Source organism: Arthrobacter sp. MPF02, from assembly GCF_046605375.1.
Lineage (GTDB): Bacteria > Actinomycetota > Actinomycetes > Actinomycetales > Micrococcaceae > Arthrobacter.
Genome location: NZ_CP176772.1, coordinates 2077232 through 2100380, shown reverse-complemented (window position 1 = coordinate 2100380; position 23149 = coordinate 2077232). Strand labels below are relative to the sequence as shown.

The window sequence follows — 23149 nt, the reverse complement described above, 5'->3', positions numbered from 1 at the left end:
CGCTCGACTGATTGGGGCACGGTGTGTCGCTCCGGGCCGCAGCCGTTTCCGCCGCCGTCCCGTCACGGTGACCTCGCTTGCTTTCGTCATTCTGCAGGCGCTTGCCCTGCTGCGCCATGGCGACGCCCTGGCGTGGCCAAGTGCACGGGCAGTAGGGTTCATAGCTGTACTGCTTGCCATTGGAGTGGCCGGCGGATGGGCACTCGCACTGTCACGATTGCCGGCAGTGCGCAGTTGAGCGGCATGCCATAGGGGTTCCGGCACAACAAAGGGGACACCCCGTTCGCTGGGTGCCCCCTTTGGTGCGTGAGCGGTCAGTCCTTCTTGAAGGCGTCCTTGACCTTTTCGCCGGCCTGTTTCAAATCGCCTTTGGCCTGGTCGGTTTGGCCCTCCGTCCGCAGGCTCTCGTCGCCCGTGGCCGTGCCTGCCGCTTCCTTGCCCTTGCCGCCGGCTTTCTCGGCAGCGTTCTCAATCTTGTCGCCCAGTCCCATGGTGTTTCCTCCTCTGGTTTGGCAGCCGTCCGCATTCGGCTAGGAACATCATAAGCATGCTTAGCATAATGATTTCAAGTCCCCCTGTGGCCGCATTCAGAAACTGGTTACCAGCTCGCCGAGGACCTCCTCAAGCCTGCTCGGATCAGTGGCGTCATAGTAGTGCGCGCCACTGGCCTTGGCTATTTCAAGGAGCGTCGGTACGTCGGCTTCCGGCCCGTAGGCGAGTGTAAAAACAAGTACCGGGGTGGTGTGGTTTTGGTGGCGCAGCTGTTCGGAAAGTCCTGGCAGGTCAGCTGGATGCGTGGAATCGTTCTTGCCGTCACTGAGAAGCACGATGGTGTTAATAAAAGTGTCCTTGTAGTCCTTCGCCTGCTCGCCAGCGAAACGGCTGACTGCCTCGAACAGGGGAGTGGCGTCCACGGCCTGCAACTCGTTGAGCTTTGCAGTGATGTCTGCCTTGTTGGTACTTAGCGGAGCCACCGGGCTGACGATGCCGGGCTGCAACGGTCCGTCGTTCACATGCGAGAAGGCGGCCAGTCCAACCTCGTCATCACCGGTGAAATGTTCCAGCGCCTTGACGACGGAATCCTTGGCGCGCTGCAGCTTGGTGACTCCCTGCTCCTGGACCATGGACTCCGAAACGTCCAGCAGGAACAGCGCCCTGGCCCGTTTGCGGACATCCGGAAAGTTGTCCTGCATTGCCACAAGGGTCTCTGCGTCTGGCAGGGGCAGCGGCTGAAGTGTTTCAGCGTAACGTCCTGTGCCCGCCACAGCCGGGTCAAGCTGGTTCTGGATAGTCCGGTAACCGGAGGCCTTAACGACGTTTTGGCCCTGTTCCGTCACTGCGAAAGCGAGGAAGTCCCGGGCCGCCAGACGCTGCTGGTTTCCCACCCACTCGCCGTCAAGGATCACTGCCGGGTTGTCCGCCACGTGCACACCGCCTTCAGGGTAGATGGCGCGAAGGGGCTCCCTTGGCGCGGGCCCGGACTGCTTGGTCAGTCCGTCCTCGCTGACAACTCCCCGGTTGTAATCCCACACAAACTTTTCATCCACGATGACGGCCGAGAGGAATTCCGACACGTTGCCGGCGTCGTCCGCCTCCCGAACATGCCACAGGAAGTGCTCCGGGGTGGCCATGTAGTGGCTGGTGCGCAGTTCCCCCGCGCGGACCCGTTCAACCAAAGAAGGGGCCTCGAGGTCGGCATCATCCAGGCCCTGCATGTTGCCGTCCGCAGCGTCGTAGGAAGCGGCGAGTGCCATCAGGCCCGACGTCGACACCAGCGGGCTGGCCTTGCCGAACTTGAACTTTCCCCAGTCCGGGTGGCCGAGGCGCGCCCAGACGTCCTGGTCCTCGGCTGTCCTGAAGACATCGGACCACGACGGCGGTTTCCTGTCCCAGCCGAGGGCGGCGGCCATCGATTCAGGCATGGCTACAACCACCGCACTCCGTGCAAGGCTGGTTCCTTCCTGAGGGACAGAACTGCCACCCTCGCTAACCCCCGCAATACGCAACCAGGCGGAGGAATCAGGAAGCCACACGGCAGGCCGGTCGCCGGGATCCACACCGGGGAAATGCGCCGCGGTTTTGCCCGCAGCTGTCCCCGATTTCTCCTGGGCCACCGTGGGCTTCACGCACTTGCCGTCCACAATGCGGGGTTTCGCCTCGTATTCGGCCGCCAGCGCCCGCGCCATATCGGCATTCTCAAGTGATGTGAGGATGTTCAGGTTTATGCAGGGGGAACTACCGGCGACGGCGGCGGGACGGTCCTGTGCCAGCGGCTCGCCTGCAGGCGGATTACTTCCGGCGCCCCCCGCTGTCCCGCCGTCGCCCGGGCCTGCGGGGAAGAGCGACGTCCGTATCGCATACGCGCCGCCAAGGATCAGGAGTGCAACGGCGGCCGTCGCGGCGAACCACACCCATCGCGGATAGCTTAAGGCGGTTTCTGCACGTCGACGGCCCATGCTGGTTTCCTTTGGAATCCTCCGTGAATGTCTGAGTCAAAGTCCGGATTAGTTGTGGAGCCGGCGACGGCTGGGGGAGGCGTTCGCGGTCTCAGACGAACGCCCTCGTCGCCGGCTCTGACCACCACGCTATAGCTGTTCCCTACGCAGCACCCGAGTAGCCGGTACTCATTCCAAAAGGAGCGCACTACCCGTATACGCGGCCTCAAACTGGCGTCCCGCCCTCGAAATCAGTAGCGTCGACCCCGCAACATTTTCCAGGAGACAGGCAGACGGTGGGCAAGAACAGCACGAAAAGGCGCGATGCAAAAGGCAAAGCGGGAAAGCAGCGCTCCGGGTCTGTATCCCTGAGTTCGTTCCGCGCCGGACGTGCCCTCGACTCCCTGGCGCCGGCTTTTGTGCAGTGGTTCGACGACGGCATGCCCGGCGCAGCCAACGCTGCCCTGGAGTACCTGAAGCTGATGGCACCCGTACTGAGCCGCTACCTGGACGGCACGGCGGCGGCGGACATCACAAGCCTGGACCCGTCCGCCCTGGCCGAGGCAGTCGCTCAAACAGTGACGGATACCGCGGCCGGGCAGGACGCCGAAGTGCCGGAATCAGAGCGTGCTGCCTACATCGTGGACGCCGTGCGCAGCTACGTCGAGTTCCTGTCCGAAACCGACAGGTGGACGGGAACCGAAGAGCAGCTGGCCAAAGTCCTGGACGTCTTTGAAGGCCTCGCCGACGACGGCGGGCAGTCCGGCATACAGGTCCCGGACATTTCCCGGGACCAGGCGCTCGCAGGGTTCGCGGGCCTTCCGCTGATTCAGAAGGCCACGGCATTGCTCGAGTGGATCGGTGACGGGAAGCCGGTAACCGGAACGGGTGCCCTTCGCCTGCGGGATATTGAAGCGGCAGCTGCCTGTATTGGAGTAGCCGCCACCGGTGATGCCAACCAGGACGGTTCTTCGCACGACACCCTGGTTGTGCGGAGCATGTACGAGGTTCCGCTGCTGGCCCGGATATGGGCTGTGCTCCAGGACGTCGAGCTGATCAGGGTCAAGCCAACCAAGGTGGTGCCCTTCGAGGAGCCGGGACATTTCCTCGCTGGCGAGCCAGCGCAGCAGCTGGATGACTTCACGATGTTCACTGAGTCCTTCCTGCGGCAGGCAGTGCTCCGGCTCCATCCCGAGCAGCCTTGGGAAACCACTATTGCTGCCCTGCTGGTATCCCTTCTCCTGGCAGCGGCCTCTCCGGAACCGCCCCTGGTGGAACGGTTCCTCGCTGCTCCCGACCACGCTCCGGAGTCTGAACGGGAGGCCACAGCCGAGCTGACCACGGTAGTGATGAACCGGCTCCAGGAGTTGGCGGACCTCGGGCTGTTGACTATCGACACCCACTTCCGGGTGCCGCCTGTGCTCATAGAAAGTATTGCCGAGGTGTTCGATTACCCCCAGCTGCTGGCCCAACTTGGCCTGGAGGAAAGCCTCGAGGCCGAAGAGCTGGCCGCGCCGGTAGGTTAGGGGCGCGTTGCCATCAGCGCCCGACGACGGCGAGCGCTGTGAGGCGGGCACCCTCACCTTCGGCGAAGATCGCCACTGCCGTGCTTGCATCGGCAGGAAACACCAGGTCCGTAATGGTGGCGAGCCCGTCCTGGGCGAAGACCTCGACGGAGCACCGGTCGACGTGGATGGACAACCGGAGCCGCCCGTCCTGCAGTGGCACTGCCACGGACTCGATCGAGGGAAACGCTGGGTGGAAGTCGACGAGGCCTGATTGCCGCCGGTCAAGGGCCAGAGTCCCGGTTGCGACGTCGTAGCTGATGACCGTGCGTCCGGCGTCCCCGGCACGCACGGCCAGGCCTACGCTTCGTGCTGCTCCGGGTTCGAACTCAACATCGATGCGGGCGGCCGCCGCTGTTGCCGGTAGCTCCAGGAAACCGGGTGGCAGGGGTTGCGGCCCGAGGCGGAAGCCATCGGGTGCGGCAGTCCGGAAGGCGTCGACAGGTTCCTGTCGAAGCTTCACGCCGCCCTGGACCCGGGTCAACGAGACGTCACGCGGCAGTGACATGGCACTGCGCCAGCCTCCGGTGGGGGTGGAGGCGGCGTAGTCCCAGTTGTTCATCCAGCCGATCATGATCCGGCGCCCGTCCGGGACGTTGCTGAACGAGACTGCGGCGTAGTAGTCGCGTCCCCAGTCCAGCCAGCCGTACTCGCGCATCCTGGTGCTGTCCTCCTGGAGGCCCTCGGTGACCGTGGAGCCGGAACGGAACGACACGCCATCGAACCCGCCAACGAAGTACTGCCCGGCCGAGCCGCCGGCGATCCCTCCCGGGTTGATGTTCACAACGAGGACCCACCGGGTGTCCTCCGGGTCGCCGTCCACGGGCAGTTCAAACAGGTCAGGGCATTCCCAGACTCCCCCCGTGGCGTTGGCGGGTCCGAAGGTGCTCAGGTACTCCCAGGACTTGAGGTCGGCGGACTTGTAAAGCACCACCTGCCGCTGCACCGCCTCGACGGCCACCATCACCCAGTAACTGCCGGCGCCGCCGTCGTACCAAAAAACCTTGGGGTCGCGGAAGTCGGCCGATGCGCGGTCCAGGACCGGGTTGCCCTGGTACTTGGTCCAGGTCCGGCCCTCGTCGAGGCTGTAGGCAAGGGATTGGGCCTGCCTGCCTGCTAGCGGCGATGCGTCACTGTAGGCGCTGGTGTAGATCGCCACCAGGGGAGGTGCGTCTGCCGTGCCAAAGCCGGTGGTGTTGTGCGCGTCAAACACCGCAGAGCCCGAGAAGATGGCTTCCTGTGCATCACACGGGATGGCCACCGGCTGCTCCTCCCAGGTGCGCAGGTCGCTGGAGGTGGCGTGGCCCCAGGACATGTTTCCCCAGTCCGTGCCGAAGGGGTTGTGCTGGTAGAAGAGGTGGTATGTGCCGTTGAGGTACACCAGCCCGTTGGGATCGTTGAGCCAGTTGCGCCCAGCGGTGTAGTGGAACTTAGGCCGGAATTGGCCGGATGCGGGGGCGGCAGGAAGCTCCATGGCCCCTGCTGCCGTCGTCAGGAAAGTCATTGTCTCGTTCAGCCTTTCACGCCGCTGGCGGCGATGCTGTTGACGAAGGAACGCTGGAAGGCGATAAAGAGCACCACCACGGGAACCGTGATGAGGGACGCGTACGCCATCACCTCGCCCCAGGAAACGTTCAGCTGGAAAAAGTACTGGATGCCGATCATCACGGGCCGCAGTTCTTCCGACTGGACCACCATCAGCGGCCAAAGGTAGGAATTCCATGCAGGCAGGAAGGTCAGGATTGCCACCGTGGCCGTGGCGGGGCCGGCGAGCGGCATGACCACCTGGCGGTAGATCTTGAACCAGCCGGCACCGTCGATGCGGGCTGCCTCGTCCAGCTCCTTCGGGATGGACTCGAAGTACTGGTGGAACAGGTAGATGGAGAAGGCATTGGCGATGAAGGGGATGATCTGTACCTGGTAGGTGTCCAGCCAGCCCTTGGAGAACTCGAGGCTGAAGCCGTTCAACTCAAAGTACGGCAGCTGGTTGACCCACCAGACCAGCGGCAGGGCCAGGGTCTGGAACGGCACGATCAGGGTGGCCAGGATCGCGGTGAACACGATCTTCTTGCCCCTGACCTGCATCCGGGACAGGGCGAAGGCACAAAGGCTGTTGACGAAGATGCCAAGGATGACTGTGACAGCGGAGACACCCACTGAGTTGAGCAGGAAGCGTGCTGCCGGAACCCGGTCGAACACGGCAGCGTAGTTGTCGAAGGAGATGTTGCCTACCGGCAGGAAAGCGGCCAGGGAGGACATGTCGCCGAAGATCTGCTGGTCAGGCTTCAGCGAGGACACCAGCATGAACACGATGGGGAACGCCGCGACGACGGCGAAGAGGATCCGGACCAGCATGGTGCCGGCGCTTTTCAGGAGCAGTTGGTTTTTCATGTCAGTCTTTCTCCCGGGTGAGGTGGCGCTGCACCGCGGAGACGAGCAGGACGAGGACGAAGAACACCAGCGAGATGGCGGAGGCGTAGGACGTTTCCTGCTGCCGGTACCCGGACTGCACGGCCTCGTAGATGATGGTGGTGGTCGAGTCCATGGGCCCGCCCTGGGTCATCACGCTGATCTGGTCGAACAGGCCGAGGGCCTGGATGGTGATGGTCACGAGCACCAGGCTGCGGGTGTGGAAGAGGCCCGGCCAGGTGACGTAGCGGAACTGCTGCCAGCGGCTGGTGCCGTCCAGTTGTGCTGCCTCGTACAGTTCTCCCGAAATGCCCTGCAGCCCGGCCAGCCAGATGATCATGTGGAACCCGGCCGCCTGCCAGATGGACAGGATGATGATGGCCGGCATCGCGGTGTTGGGATCGCCCAGCCAGTCCGGCCCGTCGATCAGGCCGAAGCTGACGGCGGAGAGGATCTCGTTGATCAGGCCGTCCTTCCGGTACATGAACAGCCACAGCAGCGAAACCACCACCATGGAGGTGACCACGGGCAGGAAGTACACCGTGCGGAAGAAGTTCACGCCGCGGAACTTCTTGTTGATCAGCAGCGCCATCACCAGGGCCAGGCCGGACTGCACCGGGACGATGACCACGGTGAAGTAGGCGACGTTGAGCAGGGCCCGGTAGAAGGTGGGGTCGGTGAAGAGGCGGGCGAAGTTGTCCATGCCCACGAACTCGACCGGGCGCGGCGAGATCAGCCGGGCGTTGGTGAAGGCCAGGCCGAAGCCGAGGATGGCCGGGATGAAGATGAAGGCGAGCAGCAGCAGTGCTGCCGGGGCGATCATGCCCCAGCCGCTGAGCTGCTCGCGGCGGAAGCCTGGCCTCCGGCGGGCGGCGGGGCTTTGGGTGTCCGACGGCGGCGTTGCGGCTTTGTGCGTCTTGGCGCGGGCGCGTGCGGGAGGGGAAACAGTTGCCATGGGGGGTCTCCGTAAATGGGCACGGCGGGCTGCACTGCAGCCCGCCGGCTGCTCCGGCTAGTTCTTGTAACCGCCGTTGGACTTGATGTTGGCGTCGATGGCCTTGACCGCGCTGTCCAGGGTGGACTTCGGGTCGGCGCCGTTCAGGATGTCCTGCACGGCCTTTCCGTATTCGGTGGCGATGAAGGGGTAGGCAGGCGTCTCGGGCCGCATTACGGCATATTCGCGGGAGAAATCCATGAAGATCCGGTTGGCGCCGCCTTCTGCAAAGGTGGGGATCTGTGCTGCCGCCTCGTCACTTGCAGGAATTGCGCCGGTGGCCTTGGCCACTGCGGCGATGTTCTCCGGCTTTAGGGAGTAGGAGAGGTAGTCCATGGCCGCTTCCGGGTTGCTGCAGCCGCTGGTGACGCCCCATTGCCAGGAGGCGCCGCCGATCTTGGGGCCCTCGCCGAGGTCCACCGGCGGCATGACCACGAGGTCGTCTCCGATGGCAGCCTTGGCTTTGTCCGCGGCCCAGGAGCCGGTGTAGACAATGGCGCTCTTGTTGTTCAGGAAGTCCTGGGTGGAATCCTTGCCGCTTTTCTTGGCCATGTAGCCCTGGTCAGCGAGGCTGCGGAACCAGTTGGCCCACTCCACTGCTTTGTCACCGTTGAGCGCACCCTCAGCGCTCTGGAAGCCGTCACGGTTGATGAGGTCACCGCCAAAGGACTGCAGGAATGGCGAATAGGCGTAGGGCAGCCATTCCCCGGTGCCGGCGGTGCCGAGGTCCAGCGGATGCTCCCACTTGCCCAGCGCCTTCAGCTTTTCCAGGGCGTCCTGGAACTCGTCCCTGGTCCAGGGCTGCTCCAGGGTGGCTACCCGGACACCGGCCGTCTCCAGGTCGGAGGCGCGTGCCATCATGGCCAGGGCGACGTCGTAGTAGCCCACGGCGTAGGGCTTTTCGTCCCATTCAGCAACGGTGCTGGGCAGGAGCGTTGAAAGGTCTGTGTCCAGTTCAAGCGGCTGCAGGTAGCCTGCCCAGGCCCAGTTGGGGACGTTGGGGCCGTCGATGTCCACGATGCAGGGAAGGTTTCCGGCGGCTGCGGCGGACACCACGGAGTCGTTGTAGGAGTCCTGGGGGAACGCCTGGACCTTGATCTTCACTTTGTCCTGGCTGCTGTTGTAGGAGCCGACGATGTTTTGGACCGCGGCCAGTTCCTCCGGGTTGCCGGCGTTGTGGGTCCAGAGGGCAATCTCCCCGGATCCTTCAGCGGAGGAGGAGGCGCTGCCCTTGCCGCATCCGGCGAGGGTGGAAGTCAGGGCGACGGCGGCTATGCTGGTCGCCAGGACCTTGGTGAGCTTTGTGTTCATGGCCAATCTTTCTGCTTAGACAGGGTGGAGGGGTTGCAGCGGTCCTGCAGGGAACGCGGCCGCTGCAACGGCTGCGTTCCCGTTTTCATTGGGAGTACCTGGTTCTTCAGCCGCCGGGCGGGGCGACGGAGTTCCGTTCGACAAGCGGGCAGCGGATTTTTTCGTGGGCAGCTGCTTCTTCCGGGTTGTCGAGTTCGCTGAGGAGCTTGAGCACAACCCAGCGGCCCATTTCGTAGTGGGGCAGGGCCAGCGTGGACAGGCCCGGCCACAGGCCGTCGGCAATGAGCTCGAGATTGTCAACGCCCACAACCGACAGGTCGGCGGGGATGTTCAGTCCCAGATGTCCGGCTGCCTGGTAGGCGCCCATAGCCATCTGGTCGTTGAAACAAAAGAGCGCCGTTGGCCGTTCCCTTCCGGACAGCAGCCGCAGGGCCGCGTCGCGACCGCCGGCCGTGCTTGGGTGCCCGGCGAGCAGGGCGCCTTCCGCCAACTGCAGGTTGTGACGGGCAAGGCCCGCCCGGAAGCCGGCCAGCCGGCCGTGGGACGCGGGGATGTCATCCTGGTTGTTGATCATGGCGATCCGGGTGTGCCCCGCCATGGCCAGGAGCTCGGCAGCCGATTCGCCGGCGCCGAACTCGTCCGGCACCACCGAGGACACTGCGGTGTTGTCCGGGGTGGCGTCCAGGACGATCGCAGGTATTCCCTGCAGCTCATCCGGGATGGACACCCGCTGGTTGAACATCCGGGCAAAAATGATGCCGTCAACCTGGTGCTGCCGCAGTGCGCGGATCTCCTGACGTTCAAGCTCATTGTCGAGGCCGGAGTTCACCACCATCAGCAGGTGCCCGTGTTCCGAGGCGGCCTCCTGTGCGCCCTGCAGCATTGCGCCGGCAAAAGGGGTGGTGGTGATCTCGTCGCTGACCAGGCCCAGGATCCGGGAGCGCTGGTTGCGCAGTCCGCTGGCCAGCCGGTTTGGCGCGTAGCCGAGGTTTCCGGCTACCTCCTTGACGTGCTTGACCGTTTGGGCGTTGACCCGGGAGCTGTGCGTTTCGCTTAGGGCGTGGGACACCGTGGTCACTGAGACGCCGGCGGCCTTCGCCACGTCCCTGATGTTTACCTTGGTCGCCATTGACGCATTCCTTTGCAAAACGTTTTGTATGTTGCCTGCATCACTATATGCAAAACGTTTTGCATGCGTCAAGGACAATGTGCATCTCTTTGTCCGGCGAGCACCGGTGGCAATCCGCAGCTTTGCCCAAGCATTAGGGAAAGATCGGCGCCTTGGGCGTGGAAACGCTGGTGCCCGTTGCGCCGCGTCCATAAGCTTCCCCTCGTTAATAACCAAAAAACCGGGGGAGAAGCATGACCACTGCCGGCGGAAGACCAGCCCATCTCGGCGAGCGGGTTCCGGCGCAGGCGTTGATGGAGGAGTTGCTGGCGGGTTTCGGGCACCTGCGGCCCCGCACTCCCCTGCAGCGCCTCTTTGGTGCCAGTCCGCTCAGTCCGGAAGGCGTGCCCTGGTACCGCGGGGCACTCGGCGAAATCGCCGTCGGCCGGCTGCTGGAACGGCTCGGGCCGGAGTGGCTGGTCCTGCACGCCGTGCCGGTCGGGACCGGGGCGTCCGATATCGACCATGTTTTGGTGGGGCCCGCAGGCGTCTTCACGCTCAACACTAAGAACCACGAGGGCCAGCCGGTCTGGGTGGCGGGGCGCACGCTGATGGTGGGCGGAAGGAAGACCCGCCACCTCTACAACTCTGCACATGAATCGGCGCGCGCATCGAAGCTGCTCACAGGCGCTGTGGGCTTCCCGGTGGAGGTGACAGGCGTCGTCGTTGTTGTTGGACCAAAAAGCCTGACCATCAAGGCCCGGCCGGAACAGGCAGCCGTGGTCACGGACGCCCAGCTGCTGCGGTGGCTGCACCGGTGTCCGGTCGTGTTGGACCAGCAGAAGGTTGCGCGCGTCGCTGCCGCGGCTGTCCGGCCGGGCACATGGCAGCGCCGCCCGGTCCACCCGGGTGATCCTGCGGCACTGCAACGCACCTTCGCCGGACTGCACCAGCTGGTCAACCAGGCACGACGGCGGCGGGCGGCCTGGGTGCTGGGCGTTCCGGCGGCGGGCCTCATGATGATCGCCAACGGCGCCGGGATCGATGCAGCAGTTTTCCAGGCAGTGGCGGGGCGCTAAGGCAGCGGTACCGTCAGTCGGTGCGCGCCTCAAGGATCCGCCGGGCGTTCTCCCGCGCTTCCAGTTCCTGGCTGGTCACCACGTCGCCCCGCAGGTGCCCCGCTGACGCCAGGATGCCGCGCAGTTCGTGGACGGTCCGGGGTGCACTGACACCGCGGTGCGCGATCGCGTGGCAGTTGGAGCATAGGGGCACAAGGTCCGTGACGGCGTCCAGCGTGTAGCCGGAATGCAGCAGCGAAGCAGGCACCGTGTGGTGGACCTCCATGAAACCTTCTCCGACACTGCCGTAGGAGGCCTCGAAGGAAAAACCGCAGGCGGCGCAGGCCGTGCCGTGGAACGCAAGGCACACGCGCCGGGCATCCGGGTCCTGCTCGTACCGATTAACTGCTGCGCTGCTGACCGCATGGGGCGGGTATGTTCCCGGGACCAGCCTGGCGGGGGCGGAAACTTCCGGTCCCTGGTCCCGCCACAGCCGCCGGAGTGCTGGTTCCGCTTCCGGCGGGAGGGCGGTGACGGAGCCGTATGCTGCAGCGGTCCAGTCGACGCCGGGAACGGCTTCGCGCAAAACATCGGGACGCACCTGGTCGCCCAGGGGGAGCAGGGCATCGAAAGCGACCGTGACGCACCAGGTGTTCCCCGGCCCACCCGGCTGGGAAGGATCATAGGGTTCCGACACAACTGTGCCATGTCCGGTCAGGCCTGTGCCCGCATCAGTGCTGCCGCCCATGAGGAGCCAGGCTTCCGTGTCCAGCCCGACGTCCCGGCAGGCTCCGACCTGCCAACGGTGCAGGACGCGGCCGTACGTGGTGACCTGTTCGACGACGTCGCGATAGTCCCAGCGGTCCCACCGGCTGGTGTCCCAACCCAACATCACCGCTGCCACAGCGTCACCCACTCCCGCACCTGTCCCCGCCGCGCGGGGATATCTCCGGTCACACCTTCAGCATAGGCGGACCCCTTAGGGAAGCACGGGCCGCTTCGCCGCCGCGCTCAGTGGCCGCCGCCTCGGCGGGACACGAGGACCGGACCCTGCGCGTGGTGGAGCACGGCGTGGGCCGTTGAACCAATGGTTTCCCTGAAAAAGCCCTGTCCCTTGGTGCCCACAACCACCATTCGTGCAGCGGCCGAGGCCTCGAGGATGGCACGGGGGACCGATGCGTCATGCAGGACTGTGCCATCGACCGGAACGGAGGGCGCCTGCTTCCGTGCCCGGTGGAGGGCCTCTTGAAGCACAGCCTCGGCGGCGTCCTTACCCCAATGCGGGCCGTGGTGCGGGTAGCCGGCGGGTGTGTGGTGTACGTGGATGACGGAAAGCGCCGCATGCGCCGCTGAGGCCAGCGTGCAGGCGTCTGACAAGGCAGCAGGAGAACCTGAACCGTCAACGGCGACGACGACCGGACCGTCAGGGTGCCGGTCCGACCTGATGACCGCCACGGGACAGCTCGCGGTCGCCGCGAGTTCCAGGCTCACGGATCCCACCAGCAGTCCAAGGAATCCGCCCAGCCCCCGGCTCCCTACCACCACCAGTTCCTGGCGGGCCGAGACCGCCGCAAGATGTGAAGCAGGCAGTCCATGGAGCAGGGTCGCGTCGATCTCCAGCGCCGGAGCGGCTGCCTGCGCGATCTGGAGTCCTTCTTCAAGCACGGCTTCAGCGGCCCGTTCCAGTCCACTGTCGGCCACACCCGGGACGGGGCCCAGATTCCTGGTCAGTAATGGCCACAGGGAGCAGTGCACCACGTGGAGGGGCAGGCTCCGCTGCCCGGCATAGCGGGCCGCCCAGCGGATGGCGCCGGCAGCCTCGTCGGAACCGTCATAGCCCGCGATCACTGACTTAGGTTCTTCCATGGCATGCTCCCTTCCTCCTCATGCGTGCCGCTTCGCGCGCCCTGGCGTTTGCGTAATGGTGGCACAACCCGGCGGCAAGTTGCAGGGCTGCCGGCCCGGTTCTTCCGGGGCGCCGGGGAGGAGAGTACGCTGGGATGACCGTTTGGAAGTATGCGGCCCACTCCTTCCGGGTGATGACATCCCCGGCAAACCGGAGGGATGCCTGGCAGCCGTTCGAACTCCTCCCGCTTCCCGGTTACTGCCGCGTTTCTGCGGATCCCGCGCACTTTGCGGCACGTTGCGGTCCCGCCAATCACTGCAAGCAATTCAACTTTCGAGGAGTTCCCATGGACACTGGGGCGCTTCTTGCGCTCGCCGGCGGCTACATCGCGGCCGGTATCGGCGTCTTCCTGCTGTACTCTCCGGTCCTGGTTCTCATTGTCGGCCTCCTGCTGGCGGCGGGCATGCTGCAACTGCTGGCCTGGCCCTTCATTGTCCTGGTCCGCAAAATCCGCCGGAAGCCCGAGCCGCCGCAGGATGGCTCGTGGCTTCTGCACTGACGTGGCCAGGAAACACATGCCCAGTTCACTCCTGCCCGATTCATCAGTATGCTTACTAATGTCCGCGCAGCCGACCAAGAGAAGGGCAACACCATGACAGAACAGAACCTTCCGGACGACGAACTCGAAGTCGTCGACGAAAACGACGTGCTCCTGGACGAGACTCCCGGCGCCGCAGCATCCCTCGAACTGGACCCCGTCTCCCTCGGGAAGCCGGACGACTATCCGGGAGCCGCCGAGAACAACCCGGACCGCTGGCAGGAGGACCCGCTGCTGCAGGACGAGGTTTCCGGCGAGGAAGAGGACTTCCTGAGTGACCAGACCCTGCGCGACGACATGAAAGCCACCGCCGACGGAGCCGGCAACGAGGTGCCCGCCGCCACGCCCACCCTCGGTGAGGCCATTGCCGACGTGGACTTCGGCGAAAACCCCACCGGACCGGAGGCCGAGGGAAGCGACGACGTGGAAAACTTCGGCGGGTCCCCGTTGAGCGAGTTCGACCCGGACGACCTGGAGCGCTGAACAGCCGGGCAATATGCCCGATGCCCTAGCCGAAAACAGGATCGGGACTAAACTGATAAGCACACTGATGAATGTCAGTGGCCGGATCAAGACTTAGGAGTTTGACATGAACTTGGGAAGCATGATCAGGAATGCCGCCGGACGCCTCTCGGGCAGGACCGGCACCACAGGTACAGGCCGCGGCTACCGAATGAACACCGCCGGCCGGACGCCACGCACCACCGGCGCCGCGGGCGGCAGGGCAGAAGGTATGGCCCACAGGATCATGGGCATGCTCAGGCGGCACTGAGCCCGCAAACCAGAAAGCAGGTCCCGGAGAAATCCGGAACCTGCTTTTTGAGTCCCCGGCACCATGCGTGAACTCGTCATCCTCGGCACCGCGTCCCAGGTCCCCACCCGCACCAGGAACCACAACGGCTACCTCCTGCGCTGGGACGGGGAAGGGTTGCTCTTCGACCCGGGCGAGGGCACCCAGCGCCAGATGATCCATGCCGGAGTCTCGGCAACGCAGATCACCAGGATCTGCCTCACCCACGTTCATGGTGACCACTGCTTCGGTCTTCCGGGCGTGCTCTCCCGTATGGCCCTCGACGGCGTCAACCATCCAGTCCACCTGCACTATCCGGCCTCCGGGGAGGGCGTGGTCCGTGCGCTGGTCTCCATCAGCTCGCCCGGCATCGATTTGCGGCTTCACCCGCATGGCAGCGCCGGGCCCATCGCCGAAGGACTCGAAGTGCAGCCGCTGAAGCACCGCATCGAAACCTACGGCTACCGCCTCAGCGAGCCCGACGGCCGGACGCTGCTGCCTGAACGGCTGGCGGCAGCGGGCATAGCCGGCCCCGACGTAGGGCGCCTGCAGCGCGAGGGCGCCCTTGCCGGCGTCGTACTGGACGACGTCAGTATTCCCAGGCCCGGCCAGGGCTTCGCGTTTGTCATGGACACGGCGCCCTGCGCCGGAGCCGACGAACTTGCCGGCGGCGCGGACCTCCTGGTTGCCGAATCCACCTTCAGCGACGACGACGGCGCGCTGGCGCAGCAATACCGGCACCTCACCGCCGGGCAGGCGGGGGAATTGGCGGCGGGGGCCAGCGCCGGGACGCTGGTGTTGACGCACTTTTCCTCCCGGTACGGCGACGACATGGCCTTGCTGGCGCGGCAGGCCCGGGAGCGTGCCGGCGGAACGACGGTCATGGCAGCCCATGACCTGCAGCGGATTGCCTTTCCGCCGCGCCGCAGCAGCACCGCAGACACCACTTCGTCCGACCAGTTATCCCGTCAAGGAGGCCGGCCATGAGCGCGACATCGGAGGAAGTGTACGACGCAACTCCCGAGGGGGACGAGCCGGCGCTGAAGCGTGTCCTTGGCCCCAAACTGCTCCTGCTGTTCATCGTGGGGGACATCCTCGGTGCCGGTGTCTACGCGGTGACCGGGACCATGGCCGGGACGGTGGGCGGCATCGTCTGGCTGCCTTTCCTGCTGGCTTTCGTGGTGGCAACCCTGACCGCCTTCTCCTACCTGGAGCTCGTCACCCAATATCCGCAGGCCGCAGGTGCTGCCCTGTATATGCACAAGGCGTTCGGCATCCACTTCATCACATTCCTGGTGGCATTCGCAGTGGTCTGCTCGGGCATCACCAGCGCTTCAACGTCGGCGAACGTCCTGGCACAAAATTTCTTCGGCGGCCTTGAAGTCAACGGCGTCATGGGTGACCCCGGGCAGGGTGTTGTCACCGCCGTCGCGCTTGGCTTCATGCTCCTGCTGGCGGCAATCAACCTGCGCGGCGTGGGGGAGAGCGTCAAGTTCAACGTGGTGCTGACGCTGGTGGAAATGGTTGCCCTGTGCATCGTCATCGGCGTCGGGTTCTTTGTGATGGCCAGGGGCACCGGGAACCCGGGCGAGATTTTCGTTTTCCACGACTACCAGGACAAAGGATTGTTCCTCGCGGTCACCGCCGCGACGTCGATCGCGTTCTTCGCGATGGTGGGCTTCGAGGACTCCGTGAACATGGTGGAGGAGACCCGGAACCCGGAGCGGATCTTTCCGCGGACCATGCTGACCGGCCTCGGCATTGCGGTGCTGCTCTACATGCTCGTGGCGGTCTCTGTGGTAAGCGTGCTGTCGCCTACCGAACTTGAGGGAATCCGGGAGGCGGAAGGCGCGGCACTGCTGGAAGTGGTGCACAAGGGCTCGCCGGACTTCCCGATCGACCGGGTCTTCCCGTTCCTGGCCGTCTTCGCCGTCGCCAACACCGCCTTGATCAACATGCTGATGGCGAGCCGGCTGATTTACGGAATGGCGCGCCAGCACGTCCTGCCGCGGCCGCTGGGCAAAGTCCTGCCCGTCCGCCGCACCCCGTGGGCGGGCATCGCCTTCTCCACCATCCTGGCCCTGGGACTCATCCTCTACGTGACCAGCGACCCCGAGAGCAACATCGTTGCCAACCTCTCCGGCACCACGGCGTTTCTGCTGCTGTGTGTCTTTACCGTGGTGAACGTGGCGTGCGTGGTGCTGCGGAGGAAGCGGGACCCGAACCGCAAGGTGTTCTTCACCTCGCCCGGGCCCCTGCCCCTCGTGGCGGCCATCCTGTGCGCCTTCCTTGCCGGCCCCTGGGTGGGCCGCAACGTGATCCAGTACCAGATCGCCGGCGGGTTGATGGCCATCGGCGTGCTCCTTTGGCTGATTACCTGGCTGATCAACCGGCGTACAAACGACAGGGATAGGGTTAATTCATGACCACCGCTGCAGAATCTACGGTTACTTTCGACGGCCGTTTCGCCAGGGAACTGGCGGAACTGGCAGTGCCTTGGCAGGCGGAAGAGGCCCAGGATCCCAAACTCCTGGTCTTGAACGAGGCCCTGGCGGACGAACTGGGGCTCGATCCCGGGTACCTGCGTACTCCGGAGGGTGTACGGCTGCTCGTGGGCAACCGGATACCGGAAGGCGCGACGCCGGTGGCCCAGGCCTATGCCGGGCACCAGTTCGGCGGCTACTCGCCGCTGCTCGGTGACGGCCGTGCGCTGCTCCTCGGCGAGATCACGGACAGCAACGGCCGGCTCCGGGACATCCATCTCAAAGGTTCGGGCCGGACGCCGTTCGCGCGGGCAGGCGACGGACGCGCCGTCGTCGGGCCCATGCTGCGGGAATACCTGGTGAGCGAGGCAATGCACGCGCTGGGCATTCCCACCACGCGGTCCCTTGCCGTGGTAGGAACAGGGCGCCTGGTGCGCCGGGACGACATGCTGCCAGGTGCCGTCCTGGCCAGGGTGGCTGCCAGCCACCTGCGGGTGGGGAGCTTCCAGTACGCGCGGGCCACGGACAACATCGAGCTCCTCCGGCGGCTGGCGGACCACGCCATCAGCCGGCACTACCCGGCGGCCGCTGACGCGGACAACCCTTACCTTGCACTCTTCGCCGGCGTGGTGTCCTCGCAGGCCTCGCTCCTGGCGCAATGGATGCTGGTCGGTTTCGTCCACGGCGTGATGAACACGGACAACATGACCATCTCCGGGGAAACCATCGATTATGGCCCCTGCGCTTTCATGGATGCCTTCAACCCGGCCGCCGTGTACAGCTCCATCGACGTCGGCGGACGCTACGCGTATGCGAACCAGCCCGTGATCGCCGAATGGAACCTCGCGCGCCTCGCGGAGTCAATGCTCCCGCTCATCAACGAGGACCAGGAGCAGGCCGTTGCCCCCGCCGTTGAGGCCCTCGGTGCGTTCCGTAAGCAGTACAGCGATGCCTGGTTCGCGGGCATGAAAACCAAACTGGGCCTGCCGGCCGGCGACGCCGGCACACCGGAGTCCGGCACAGCCTCCGAACTCGTGGACGGGGCCATTGCCATCCTCAAGGACGGGCCCGTGGACTACACCCAGTTTTTCCGGAACCTCGGACAAGCAGCACGGGGCAACTTCAAACCCGTCCGCGGCATGGTTCTTGACCTTTCCGCCTTCGATGCCTGGGCCGAACGCTGGCAGTCCCTGAAGCCGGATGCGGACCTGATGGACCAGGTTAATCCGGTGTACATTCCGCGCAACCACCTGGTGGAGGAAGCGCTGGCAGCCGCCACCGAGGGGGACATGGAGCCGTTCACCGGGCTCCTTGAAGCCGTCCGCGCTCCTTACCGGGAGCGCCCCGGCCTGGAGCGATACGCGGAAGGGGCGCCTGAGGAATTCGGCAACTACATGACGTTCTGCGGAACGTAGCGTTTTTCCTTCTGACGAAGAAGGGCGGCAGCCGGAGTGTCCCGGCTGCCGCCCTTGTTCGTAGTGCTTTCGTTATGCCGGCTGGTTATGCCACGCGAACGAAGGAGGCGCCACCGAGCCAGCTGATGGAGTGGACCTCAGTCTTGTAGCCGTCAACGCCGCCGCTGACGACCTGGCCGTTACCGGCGTAAACGCCAACGTGGCCGGCAGTGATGACCAGGTCACCGGGGGCCGGGCTGCCCACAACGCTGCCGTACTGGTAGAACTGGCCGGGAGCCAGGTCGCCCACGGACTTGCCGACGGCGCGCAGGGCCTTCTCCACCATGGCGGTGCAGTCCTGCTGGACGCCGAGCTGGCCGTAGGCATTGGCGAGGATGGCTGCTCCGGTGCCGGTGCCGGCGGGTGCCGGAGCAGGCGCGGGGGCGGGTGCCGGAGCAGGCGCTGCGGCGGTGGAGGCGTAGGACAGGCTCATGCCGGTGTTGGCGGGAGCGGCCGCGGCCTGGACCGGAGCGGCAGCGACCGGAGCGGCAGCGGGGGCCGCGTAGCCGGCGCCGGGGATGGTGATCTGGTCGCCCGGGTAGATGATGGTGGAAATATCCAGGCCATTGGCGGCCAGTACGTCGTTCAAGCTGACGCCGTGGGCTGCAGAGATGGCGCCCAGGGTGTCCCCGGAAACCACGGTGTAGACGTTTGCTGCGGCCGGGGCCGGAGCCGGGGCGGCAACTGCAGCTGCAGGAGCGGAGTAAGCCTGGACGTTAGTGGTTTCGGTGGTGTCCGGGCCGGTCACGCCTGCGTGGGCCGGGGCGCCAACGCCGAAGGCAATGCCGGATGCAGCGGCAACTGCTAGTACCGGGCGGCCGAGCGTCCGGGCCTGCGACTTGGCCGATGCAGCCAAGCCCTGGAGCACGATTGAGCGGGCCGGAGTCGCGCGGTGACGGGCGGTAGGAAAATTTTTTGACACGGTTGATCGCCTCTCCCATGCCTGCGGGGTGAGCTGTCGGGTTCGGGTTGGAGATACCCGGCCGAAAGCAACCACGTACTGGACGAAGGCGCTATTCGACTTAACCCCAAGGCCTTGGCGGCCGTGGAAACTTGGTTCCCCCGTCCCTGCCAGCATGAAAGCGGTTGAATCCCGGATCAGTGGCAGGGCTCGGCATACTGATGGGAATGTCCCGTCTGGGAGGGACACGAGTAAGACCCTAACCCGACCCGGAGGCGATTGTCACGTTTGGATAACATACGAGGTGCTTCTCTCGTATTTAGCAAACGTCTTGATCTTCCTAGCACAGGTACCTGACCTCGCGAGATAGCCGTTCCCCGGCGATTTGTGTCTGCTTCGTCACAAAGACATAAATCACGAACGTATTTTCGAAGCATCCTTCCCGGGAGGGGTAGGCCGGGCAGGGTGACCGCCTATGGCCAGGAGCTGGGACTGGCACCGCGCTAGGCTTTCTGCATGCCTGATTTTGAGCGGTTCCGAATCCTGCTCGAGGAGGAGCGGCAGCGGAAGGTGGCCCTGCTCCCGGCCCTTCGCGCGGACATCACCTCCGCTAATTCCGCACGGCAGGATGCGAACGTGGACGACGAACACGACCCCGAGGGCGCCACCATAGCCTTTGAACTGTCCCAGGCGTCTGCGCTCCTGCAGCAGAGCAGTGCCGGCTTGGAGCAGGTGGAGGCGGCACTCGCCCGCATTGCGGCAGGAACCTACGGCACGTGTGCGGTGTGCGGTGAAGCCATCGCAGAGGGGCGGCTGGAAGCCCGGCCCTGGACGCCGTACTGCATTAGCCATGCCGGGGCGGTGTGGCAATGACTGCCCGCACGGACACCGTTGCCGCGGCAGCGGAATTTATTGACCGTACGCTGCAGAACGAGGGCGCCTGGTACCGGGCGGACGACGTCGGGACGCGGCTGGGCGGCGTCCTTGCCTCCTACGGTTCTTCCGTCGGCGCCGTCCGGGGAACGGTCCGCGACGCCTTGCGGAAGTTCAAGGACCTTGACCACGACGCCGTGGTCATGCTGGCCTCCGTCCTGTGGGGCCAGCCGCGCCCGGGTGCGCAGCCGGTGTTCGAACGCCGGCTCGCCGCCGTCGTGCTGCTGCAGAGCCGGGCAGGCATGTTGCGGCACTCCGACCTCACCCGGATCGAAGGCTTCCTCCGCTCAGCGCAAACGCCGGAACTGGCTGACCCACTGGTGTCAGAGGTTGTGGCGCCCCTGCTGGCTGCCCTCCCCGGCCGGGACCGGCAGCGGGCGGACGTGGTGCTCGCACGCTGGGCCGGAGATGAGGACGGCCGGCTGCGGCAGGCTGCCGCCTGGCTGGAGCAGGAACAAGACCCAGGTGCCGTCCAGTCCGGTGCCGCCACGCGAAGGAGACAACCATGAACGATCCCTATGGCCTTGAGCGCTTTGTGTCGGCCCAGGACAGCGGCGGGACCTACGGCCAGGCCCTGGCTGAACTGCAGCTCGGCAACAAGACGGGCCATTGGATGTGGTTTATCTTTCCCCAGATCGCCGGCCTGGGGCAGAGTGCCACCTCCCGCAAGTACGCCATCAGCTCACTCGCAGAAGCCCGGGAGTACCTCGACCACGACGTACTCGGGCCGCGCCTGCTTGAATGCGCCCAGGCCCTTACCACCCACGCCGGGCGCTCCGCGGAAGACATCCTGGGCGGCATAGACGCCCGCAAGCTGCAGTCGTCCATGACTCTGTTCCTCCGCGCCGCGCCCGGCGAGACGGTGTTCAAGACGGTCCTGGCGCAGTTCTTCGACGGACAGCCCGACGAAGCCACAGATGCGCTCCTGGCTGACCAGGGCGGGGAGTAACTTTTAGGGAGTCGGGCTGCCTCCGTTGACGTTGAGGGTTTCGCCCACCACGTAGCTTGACTCCGGCGAGGCGAGGAACACGTACGCGGGCGCCAGTTCAGCCGGCTGGCCCGCCCGGCCCAGGGGAGTGGACTGACCGAACTCCGGCAGATCCTCCTTGGGCTGGCCGCTGCTGACCTGCAGCGGTGTCCAGATTGGTCCGGGGGCAACAGCGTTCACCCGGATACCCTTGGGCGCCAGCTGCTGCGCCAGGCCCTTGGTGAAGTTGTTGATGCTTCCCTTGGTGGTGGCGTAATCCAGGAGGGTGGGCGACGGGTTGTACGCCTGCACCGACGTGGTGTTGATGATGGTGGACCCGGCCGGCATATGCGGCAGCGCGGCCTTGGTCAGCCAGAACATGGCATACACATTGGTTTTGAGCGTGTGGTCGAACTGTTCGTCCGTGATGTCCGCCAGGCTTTCCTGGGCCACCTGCTTGCCGGCGTTGTTCACCAGGATGTCAATGCCGCCTAGGACGGCCACGGCTGTGTCCACCACGTCCCGGCAGACTCCCGGGTCCTTGAGGTCGCCCGGCACCTTCACCGCTTTGCGGCCGGCGGCTTCGATAAGGCCGGCAATCCGGGCCGCGTCCTCTTCCTCCTGCGGCAGGTAGGACAGTACGACGTCGGCACCCTCACGGGCGAAAGCGATGGCCGTTGCTGCACCGATCCCGGAATCCGCCCCGGTGACGATTGCCTTCCGGCCCTCCAGCCGGCCGGTCCCGCGGTAGGTCTCCTCGCCGAGGTCCGCCTTGGGTGTCAGTTCTGCATCCAGGCCGGGCTCGGGCTGGTGCTGCTCGGGCGGGGAAATCTGTTCATAGGCGGTGACCGGGTTACGGAACGTGTACTGGTCTGTCACGGTGGTCCTCCTGATGGCTGGTGGATTCCTGGAAGCTAAGCATGCTTACCGTTCCAGCCTAGGCACCCGGAGGCCCGCTGCCAACCCGTGCGGTTACTTCCGGGCAACTTCCACCAGCTGCACCCCTGCCAGCCTGCCGTCGTCGACCCTTGCTGTCATGTACGTGCACACGGGCTGGCGGCGGCGGTCCGTTGGCGAGCCGGGGTTCAACAGCCGCAGGCCGCCGGCGGACGTGGTGTCCCAGGGTATGTGGCTGTGTCCGAACACCAGGACGTCGGCCTCGGGATACAGCGCCTCGCAGCGCTGCTCCCGGCCCTTGGCCTGGCCGGTCTCATGCACCATGGCAAAACGGACGCCCTCCAGCGTGGCGTGCAGGGTTTCCGGCAGGCGGGCGCGCAGCTCAGGGCCGTCGTTGTTGCCGTACACGCCCAGCAGGGAGCGGCTCCGCCGCTCGAATTCGTCCAGCAGCGGCGCCTCCACCCAGTCTCCGGCGTGCAACACAACGTCAGCGCGTTCGACGGCGGTCCATACCTGGGCGGGCAGGTCCCGGGCGCGCTTGGGAACGTGGGTATCGGCAAGCAGGACCAGGTTGAGCGGCATATCGAAATCCTGCCATGCCGGCCTGTTCCGGCGCGCGGGAGAGTCGTAATCTGGGGGCTGGGAGGTGATTGCCATGGAGGCAGCGCAGGGCGACCGCATCATCGTCCACGGCCGGCATGTTGGTTCCACGGACCGTCACGGGGTGATCCTGGAGGTGCGGGGCCAGGACGGGACCCCGCCTTATCTGGTCCGCTTTGACGACGGGCACGAAACCATTATGTATCCCGGCGGTGACTTCGCCGTCGAACGCGGCCACGGCAAATGACGCGGACCGTGTGCTGGGCCGGGCGCAACGTACCTGTCAGACTGGGTTGATGGATCAGTCACTGGCCTCAGCCGCGTCCGCCAACCCGCCCGTCCGCACAGGTCCCCGTGATCCCGGCGACGCCTGGGTGGAAGGGGACCGCGGCCGGTTCTGGGGCCGCTTCGGCGCTGCCGGCGTGCTTGCGTACGACCCCCACAAGGGAGTGCTGCTGCAGCACCGCGCCGTTTGGAGCCATAACGGGGGAACCTGGGGACTGCCCGGTGGAGCCCTGCACAAGGGTGAGGATGCCGTCGTCGGCGCCCTCCGGGAAGCCAATGAGGAAGCGGCCGTACCGCCGGAGGGCGTGGAGGTGCTGTTTACCTCACTCCTGGATCTGGGCTACTGGTCCTACACCACCGTGGTGGTGCTGGTGAACGAGCCGTTCGACCCTGTCATCAGCGACCCCGAAAGCATCGAACTGCTGTGGGTGCCGCTGGACGAGGTGGAGGGCAAGGAGCTGCACCCGGGCTTCGCCGCCGCCTGGCCGGACCTGCGGCGGCGGCTGACTCCATAG

General features: G+C 65.5%; 25 protein-coding genes and 1 riboswitch. Of the genes, 13 read left to right on the top strand and 12 right to left on the bottom strand.

The window, feature by feature from the left end:
• Positions 1 to 314: 314 nt before the first annotated feature.
• Both ACLH0K_RS09880 and ACLH0K_RS09875 read right to left on the bottom strand, forming a co-directional pair.
• A complete protein-coding gene (locus ACLH0K_RS09880) occupies positions 315 to 491 on the bottom strand; it encodes a CsbD family protein (protein WP_411373459.1) in 177 nt (58 codons plus the stop codon).
• A 96-nt stretch (positions 492 to 587) separates the two neighbouring features.
• Positions 588 to 2456, bottom strand: coding sequence for a substrate-binding domain-containing protein (locus ACLH0K_RS09875; RefSeq protein WP_411373458.1), 1869 nt, complete (start codon positions 2454 to 2456; stop codon positions 588 to 590).
• A 275-nt stretch (positions 2457 to 2731) separates the two neighbouring features.
• Here ACLH0K_RS09875 and ACLH0K_RS09870 point away from each other — a divergent pair, with 275 nt between their 5' ends.
• Positions 2732 to 3961: a hypothetical protein gene (locus ACLH0K_RS09870; protein WP_411373457.1), complete on the top strand. Its 1230-nt coding sequence runs from the start codon at positions 2732 to 2734 to the stop codon at positions 3959 to 3961.
• Positions 3962 to 3974: 13 nt separating this feature from the next.
• On the opposite strand, the gene ACLH0K_RS09865 is transcribed toward ACLH0K_RS09870, so the two are convergent.
• The 5 genes from ACLH0K_RS09865 to ACLH0K_RS09845 all read right to left on the bottom strand — a co-directional run bounded on the left by ACLH0K_RS09865 (position 3975) and on the right by ACLH0K_RS09845 (position 9843).
• Positions 3975 to 5504, bottom strand: coding sequence for a glycoside hydrolase family 32 protein (locus tag ACLH0K_RS09865; protein ID WP_411373456.1), 1530 nt, complete (start codon positions 5502 to 5504; stop codon positions 3975 to 3977).
• A gap of 8 nt (positions 5505 to 5512) precedes the next feature.
• Positions 5513 to 6391: a carbohydrate ABC transporter permease gene (locus tag ACLH0K_RS09860; protein ID WP_411373455.1), complete on the bottom strand. Its 879-nt coding sequence runs from the start codon at positions 6389 to 6391 to the stop codon at positions 5513 to 5515.
• A 1-nt stretch (position 6392) separates the two neighbouring features.
• A complete protein-coding gene (locus ACLH0K_RS09855; protein ID WP_411373454.1) occupies positions 6393 to 7364 on the bottom strand; it encodes a carbohydrate ABC transporter permease in 972 nt (323 codons plus the stop codon).
• A gap of 57 nt (positions 7365 to 7421) precedes the next feature.
• Positions 7422 to 8714, bottom strand: coding sequence for an extracellular solute-binding protein (locus ACLH0K_RS09850; protein WP_411373453.1), 1293 nt, complete (start codon positions 8712 to 8714; stop codon positions 7422 to 7424).
• Positions 8715 to 8820: 106 nt separating this feature from the next.
• Entirely contained in the window at positions 8821 to 9843 is a 1023-nt protein-coding gene (locus tag ACLH0K_RS09845) for a LacI family DNA-binding transcriptional regulator (protein ID WP_411373452.1), read from the bottom strand.
• A 233-nt stretch (positions 9844 to 10076) separates the two neighbouring features.
• Here ACLH0K_RS09845 and ACLH0K_RS09840 point away from each other — a divergent pair, with 233 nt between their 5' ends.
• Positions 10077 to 10901: a nuclease-related domain-containing protein gene (locus ACLH0K_RS09840; protein WP_411373451.1), complete on the top strand. Its 825-nt coding sequence runs from the start codon at positions 10077 to 10079 to the stop codon at positions 10899 to 10901.
• Between the two features lie 13 nt (positions 10902 to 10914).
• Here the strand turns inward: ACLH0K_RS09840 and ACLH0K_RS09835 are convergent, their stop codons facing one another.
• Positions 10915 to 11796, bottom strand: coding sequence for an HNH endonuclease (locus tag ACLH0K_RS09835; protein WP_411373450.1), 882 nt, complete (start codon positions 11794 to 11796; stop codon positions 10915 to 10917).
• Between the two features lie 95 nt (positions 11797 to 11891).
• Positions 11892 to 12746 (bottom strand): universal stress protein, encoded by an 855-nt coding sequence (locus tag ACLH0K_RS09830; RefSeq protein ID WP_411373449.1) that lies wholly within the window; start codon positions 12744 to 12746, stop codon positions 11892 to 11894.
• 326 nt (positions 12747 to 13072) lie between these two features.
• Between ACLH0K_RS09830 and ACLH0K_RS09825 the strand changes: the two genes are divergently transcribed.
• From ACLH0K_RS09825 to ACLH0K_RS09800, 6 genes are all read left to right on the top strand, one after another.
• On the top strand, positions 13073 to 13285 hold the full coding sequence (locus ACLH0K_RS09825; RefSeq protein ID WP_411373448.1) for a hypothetical protein: 213 nt from the start codon (positions 13073 to 13075) through the stop codon (positions 13283 to 13285).
• Between the two features lie 93 nt (positions 13286 to 13378).
• A complete protein-coding gene (locus ACLH0K_RS09820; RefSeq protein WP_411373447.1) occupies positions 13379 to 13807 on the top strand; it encodes a hypothetical protein in 429 nt (142 codons plus the stop codon).
• Positions 13808 to 13913: 106 nt separating this feature from the next.
• Positions 13914 to 14096: a hypothetical protein gene (locus ACLH0K_RS09815; RefSeq protein ID WP_411373446.1), complete on the top strand. Its 183-nt coding sequence runs from the start codon at positions 13914 to 13916 to the stop codon at positions 14094 to 14096.
• Positions 14097 to 14159: 63 nt separating this feature from the next.
• Positions 14160 to 15101: a ribonuclease Z gene (locus ACLH0K_RS09810; protein WP_411373445.1), complete on the top strand. Its 942-nt coding sequence runs from the start codon at positions 14160 to 14162 to the stop codon at positions 15099 to 15101.
• Positions 15098 to 16540, top strand: coding sequence for an APC family permease (locus ACLH0K_RS09805; RefSeq protein ID WP_411373444.1), 1443 nt, complete (start codon positions 15098 to 15100; stop codon positions 16538 to 16540). Before ACLH0K_RS09810 ends, ACLH0K_RS09805 begins: the two co-directional genes overlap by 4 nt.
• Positions 16537 to 18012 carry a protein adenylyltransferase SelO gene (locus tag ACLH0K_RS09800; RefSeq protein ID WP_411373443.1) on the top strand — a complete coding sequence of 492 codons (1476 nt, stop codon included), beginning with the start codon at positions 16537 to 16539 and terminating at the stop codon, positions 18010 to 18012. Before ACLH0K_RS09805 ends, ACLH0K_RS09800 begins: the two co-directional genes overlap by 4 nt.
• An 85-nt stretch (positions 18013 to 18097) precedes the next feature.
• On the opposite strand, the gene ACLH0K_RS09795 is transcribed toward ACLH0K_RS09800, so the two are convergent.
• Positions 18098 to 18973 carry a LysM peptidoglycan-binding domain-containing protein gene (locus tag ACLH0K_RS09795; protein WP_411373442.1) on the bottom strand — a complete coding sequence of 292 codons (876 nt, stop codon included), beginning with the start codon at positions 18971 to 18973 and terminating at the stop codon, positions 18098 to 18100.
• 3 nt (positions 18974 to 18976) lie between these two features.
• A riboswitch (cyclic di-AMP (ydaO/yuaA leader) is annotated at positions 18977 to 19176 on the bottom strand.
• A 292-nt stretch (positions 19177 to 19468) separates the two neighbouring features.
• Between ACLH0K_RS09795 and ACLH0K_RS09790 the strand changes: the two genes are divergently transcribed.
• The 3 genes from ACLH0K_RS09790 to ACLH0K_RS09780 are packed head-to-tail and all read left to right on the top strand — an operon-like array spanning position 19469 to position 20834.
• Complete coding sequence (locus ACLH0K_RS09790) at positions 19469 to 19825, top strand: TraR/DksA family transcriptional regulator (RefSeq protein WP_411373441.1); 357 nt, start codon at positions 19469 to 19471, stop codon at positions 19823 to 19825.
• Positions 19822 to 20394, top strand: coding sequence for a DNA alkylation repair protein (locus ACLH0K_RS09785; protein ID WP_411373440.1), 573 nt, complete (start codon positions 19822 to 19824; stop codon positions 20392 to 20394). The genes ACLH0K_RS09790 and ACLH0K_RS09785 overlap by 4 nt, the downstream gene beginning before the upstream one ends.
• On the top strand, positions 20391 to 20834 hold the full coding sequence (locus ACLH0K_RS09780) for a DUF1810 domain-containing protein (RefSeq protein ID WP_411373439.1): 444 nt from the start codon (positions 20391 to 20393) through the stop codon (positions 20832 to 20834). The genes ACLH0K_RS09785 and ACLH0K_RS09780 overlap by 4 nt, the downstream gene beginning before the upstream one ends.
• Before the next feature lie 3 nt (positions 20835 to 20837).
• Here the strand turns inward: ACLH0K_RS09780 and ACLH0K_RS09775 are convergent, their stop codons facing one another.
• Positions 20838 to 21731 (bottom strand): glucose 1-dehydrogenase, encoded by an 894-nt coding sequence (locus ACLH0K_RS09775; protein WP_411373438.1) that lies wholly within the window; start codon positions 21729 to 21731, stop codon positions 20838 to 20840.
• Positions 21732 to 21824: 93 nt separating this feature from the next.
• Positions 21825 to 22331, bottom strand: coding sequence for a metallophosphoesterase family protein (locus ACLH0K_RS09770; protein ID WP_411373437.1), 507 nt, complete (start codon positions 22329 to 22331; stop codon positions 21825 to 21827).
• Positions 22332 to 22404: 73 nt separating this feature from the next.
• Here ACLH0K_RS09770 and ACLH0K_RS09765 point away from each other — a divergent pair, with 73 nt between their 5' ends.
• A complete protein-coding gene (locus ACLH0K_RS09765) occupies positions 22405 to 22596 on the top strand; it encodes a DUF1918 domain-containing protein (protein WP_411373436.1) in 192 nt (63 codons plus the stop codon).
• 49 nt (positions 22597 to 22645) lie between these two features.
• On the top strand, positions 22646 to 23149 hold the full coding sequence (locus tag ACLH0K_RS09760) for an NUDIX domain-containing protein (RefSeq protein ID WP_411373435.1): 504 nt from the start codon (positions 22646 to 22648) through the stop codon (positions 23147 to 23149).